The organism is Leisingera sp. F5 (genome assembly GCF_001593695.1).
This window is the reverse complement of the sequence record NZ_LUKH01000280.1, coordinates 1-3142: the sequence shown is the minus strand read 5'-3', so window position 1 is coordinate 3142 and position 3142 is coordinate 1. Positions and strand designations below refer to the sequence as shown.

Here is a 3142-nt window from a genome sequence, read left to right as displayed (position 1 = left end):
GAAATGCGCTGCGCCAATCGCCCCGGCCACGTCATCATTAGGTCATGTTGACAAAGAAGGATGATAGTGTCCCGGGCACTGGTGCAACTTTGCTCTTCGGCCTTGGCCCGGCCGCAGCTACAGGGCGGCGATAGTCGCCGGGTCCATGGGGTCAGTGCCGCAAATGGCGGCGGCGGTTTCCAGTGTCATGTAGCGCCGGGTGATCGCCCGCTCATCGTTTTGCTCCAGCATCAGGGCGCCGACCAAGCGCGTCACCGCGGCCTCGCTGGGAAAGATTCCCACGGCGTTGGTCCGGCGCTTGATCTCCTTGTTCAGACGCTCAAGCGGGTTGGTGCTGTGGATTTTCGGCCAATGATCCTTGGGAAAACCCTTGCAGGCCAATACGCCCTCTTCCGCGTGGCGCATCAGCTCTGCGAGCTTAGAATGGCGCGGTTCGAACGCGTCGACCAGCTTGGCCCAGTGCTCTTTCGACGCCGCGAGCGTGTCCTGATCGAAGGCGGTTCGAAGCGCGGCGGTGACGAGCGGGCGGCCCTTCCTGCCGGCGCAAGCCAGTGCATTGCGCATGAAATGCACGCGGCAGCGCTGGACGGTTGCGGCGAGCACCTTGGCTGCCGCGCCCTTCAGGCCCTTGTGGTCGCCGGCGATGATCAGCCGTGTGCCGCGCAGGCCGCGATCGGCGAGAGAGCGCAGGAATTCGTCCCAGAAGACCTCTGCCTCGCCGGGCTGGACGGCGAGGCCCAGAACCTCGCGGCGGCCGTCCAGGTTGACCGCCGCAGCCACTATGGCCGCGACGCTGACAATGCGGCCAGAGCGGCGGACCTTGATGCAGGTAGCGTCGAGCCAGAGGCAAGGCCATTCGCCTTCCAGCGGGCGGTTCAGGAACGCGTCGGCCCTTTCGCCGATCTCGCCGCAGAGCCGTGAGACCTGGCTCTTCGAAACGCCGGTCATACCCATGGCCTTGACCAGGCCGTCTGCCGGGCGCGCCGGCAGGCCCTGCACGCAGGCCTCCTGGATGACAGCCGTCATCGCCTTCTCCGCCGCCCTGCGGGGCTCCAGGAACTCGGGGAAGCAGCTGCCCTTGCGCAGCTTCGGGATCTTCACGCCGACTGTCCCGGCGCGCGTCTCCCAGGCCCTGGCTCGGTACCCGTTGCGGCGGTTCACGCGTTCGGCGCTGCGTTCGTGCGCCCCGGCGCCGCAGAGCTGGCCGGCATCCAGCGCCATGAGACGGCCGGCGACGAAGCCGAGCATCTCGGCCAGCAGCCGGGTATCGGAGGTCCCCGGCAAAAGCGCGCGCAGGGCTGCGGTCTCTGATAGGCTGTCCTTGGTCATGGTTGAACTCCTCGGTCAAAGTCAGGTCGGCAAACCAAACCTTAGCCGAAGAACAACCATGGCCGCCAAGCGACCCGCGCGGGCATCGCTTCGCTACGCGAAGGCTCCGCTCAGCCCGCGCTACCGGCGGAAATTACACCAGCCCTTGGGACACTGCTACATTTTCCGGTTGGCATATGAAACGTTGCTTTTTGCGGGTCTGCGCCTCCTGAACAATGCACCACCCAACAATATGTCCCTCGACGGCGTGATTGAGGGTGTCGTGGAGATGTCAGGCCTCCCAGGCAACCAATCTTTGCAGGAGTGGAACCTTGAGCAGATCGATGTTTTCAATCTTGAAGATCACGCGAAGAACGCGGCACACGCCGTGCAGGAAGCGCTGACCGCCGAAGAGGATGAGCAAGCAGTTAACTCGGCGTGGTCAGTGATTGAACCGCACCGGGTTTGCCGGAGGCTGATTTCACTTAGTTACGCAGCTATTTCCTCAGTTTCCAGAGCGGCGTAGAAATTGGCCTCTGCTTCTGTCGGCGGAATGGTCCCGATAGGCTCAAGCAGACGGCGGTTGTTGAACCATTCCACCCATTCGAGTGTTGCGTATTCCACCGCCTCGAAGTTGCGCCAAGGCCCCCGGCGATAAATGACCTCGGCCTTGAAAAGACCGTTGATCGTTTCGGCCAGCGCGTTCTGCGCCTTCAAATGATCCCCCAGATCATTTGATCCGCTGCGCGGATCTGCTTGAACTCATAGCTGTCTCCAACGCTGCCCACAGAGGGTTCGATACCAGCTTCTCCCAACCGCCCTGTGTATCTGATCGAAGGTATTGGCTGACCCACTGCGTGACAGGCGATGCCAGCATCGCCGAGAACGGCGGTCGGAATGGTGAACAAGCCCCATCGACTTTGTCGGCCGCCGTTCATGAACAGCCTGCTCCAGCGCATCCATTACCCGGCAGGCGCATGCGAAGCATGCTGCCGAGAGGGGGCCGACAATCTTGCGGGCATAGGCATCAATGAGCGAGCCATTGAAGGCGCCATTGGTTCGAGCCCAATGGCGAGCGGCGACATAGGCAAACCCTTTCCAGGTGGCAACATAGGTGAAATCGCTGACCCAGAGCATGTTGGACGCGGGTACACGGAATTGCCGGTTTACCTTGTCCATCCACTGCCCGGCAGCACATGCGCAGCATGTGCGAGAGGGGGCACGGGGCCTTTTTGTCGGGCACCGTGGTTTTGTGCGGCTTGCCCCGGAGCGAGCTTTTGTCCGCCATTGGTCCGAGGACAATGGCGAGCGCCTTGAATACCCATACTCCTCATCAGCCGGGCCACCGTGCAGCGAGCGACGTCGAAACCTTCCCGCTGCAATTGCCGCCAGACCTTCCGCACGCCATAGACCCGCCAGTTCTCTTCAAAAACACGCAGGATCTCGGGCCGCAGGGCCTTGTCACGCCGGGCACGGTCCGGCAACCGGGCCGGGTCAGCCCGCTTCGCCAGGTGCTCGTAATACGTGGAAGGGGCAATCGGCAGTATTGTGCAGATCGGCTCGACCCCATGCTCCGCGCGATGCATGTCTATGAAAGACACCATCACTTCGACCGGCGGTCGAGCTCCGCCATCGCAAAATACGCCGATGCCTTGCGGAGGATCTCGTTCGCCTGGCGCAGCTCGCGGTTTTCCCGCTCCAGCGCCTTCATTTGATCGCTGCGCGAACGACCCGCACTGTCGGCGACATCAGTTGGAACACCCGCCCGTTGGCCGTTGTCGACTTTTGCGTTCTTAACCCACTCATTCAGCGTATACGCCGAACAGCCGATCTT

At 62.4% G+C, this 3142-nt stretch carries 2 protein-coding genes, 1 pseudogene and 1 other annotated feature; of the genes and pseudogenes, 1 reads left to right on the top strand and 2 read right to left on the bottom strand.

Annotated elements, in window-relative coordinates; translation table 11 throughout:
- Window positions 1-117 precede the first annotated feature (117 nt).
- Window positions 118-1329: an IS256 family transposase gene (locus A2I95_RS28850; RefSeq protein ID WP_291735417.1), complete on the bottom strand. Its 1212-nt coding sequence runs from the start codon at window positions 1327-1329 to the stop codon at window positions 118-120.
- Here A2I95_RS28850 and A2I95_RS28845 point away from each other — a divergent pair.
- Window positions 1328-1834 carry a hypothetical protein gene (locus A2I95_RS28845; protein WP_291735415.1) on the top strand — a complete coding sequence of 169 codons (507 nt, stop codon included), beginning with the start codon at window positions 1328-1330 and terminating at the stop codon, window positions 1832-1834. The two genes, A2I95_RS28850 and A2I95_RS28845, sit on opposite strands and share 2 nt — an antisense overlap.
- Here A2I95_RS28845 and A2I95_RS28840 read toward each other — a convergent pair.
- Window positions 1798-3142 (bottom strand): annotated as a pseudogene (locus A2I95_RS28840) (IS3 family transposase); the annotation flags it as partial. The gene A2I95_RS28845 and the pseudogene A2I95_RS28840 sit on opposite strands and share 37 nt — an antisense overlap.
- Window positions 2838-2954: a sequence feature (AL1L pseudoknot), on the bottom strand. It overlaps the preceding pseudogene by 117 nt.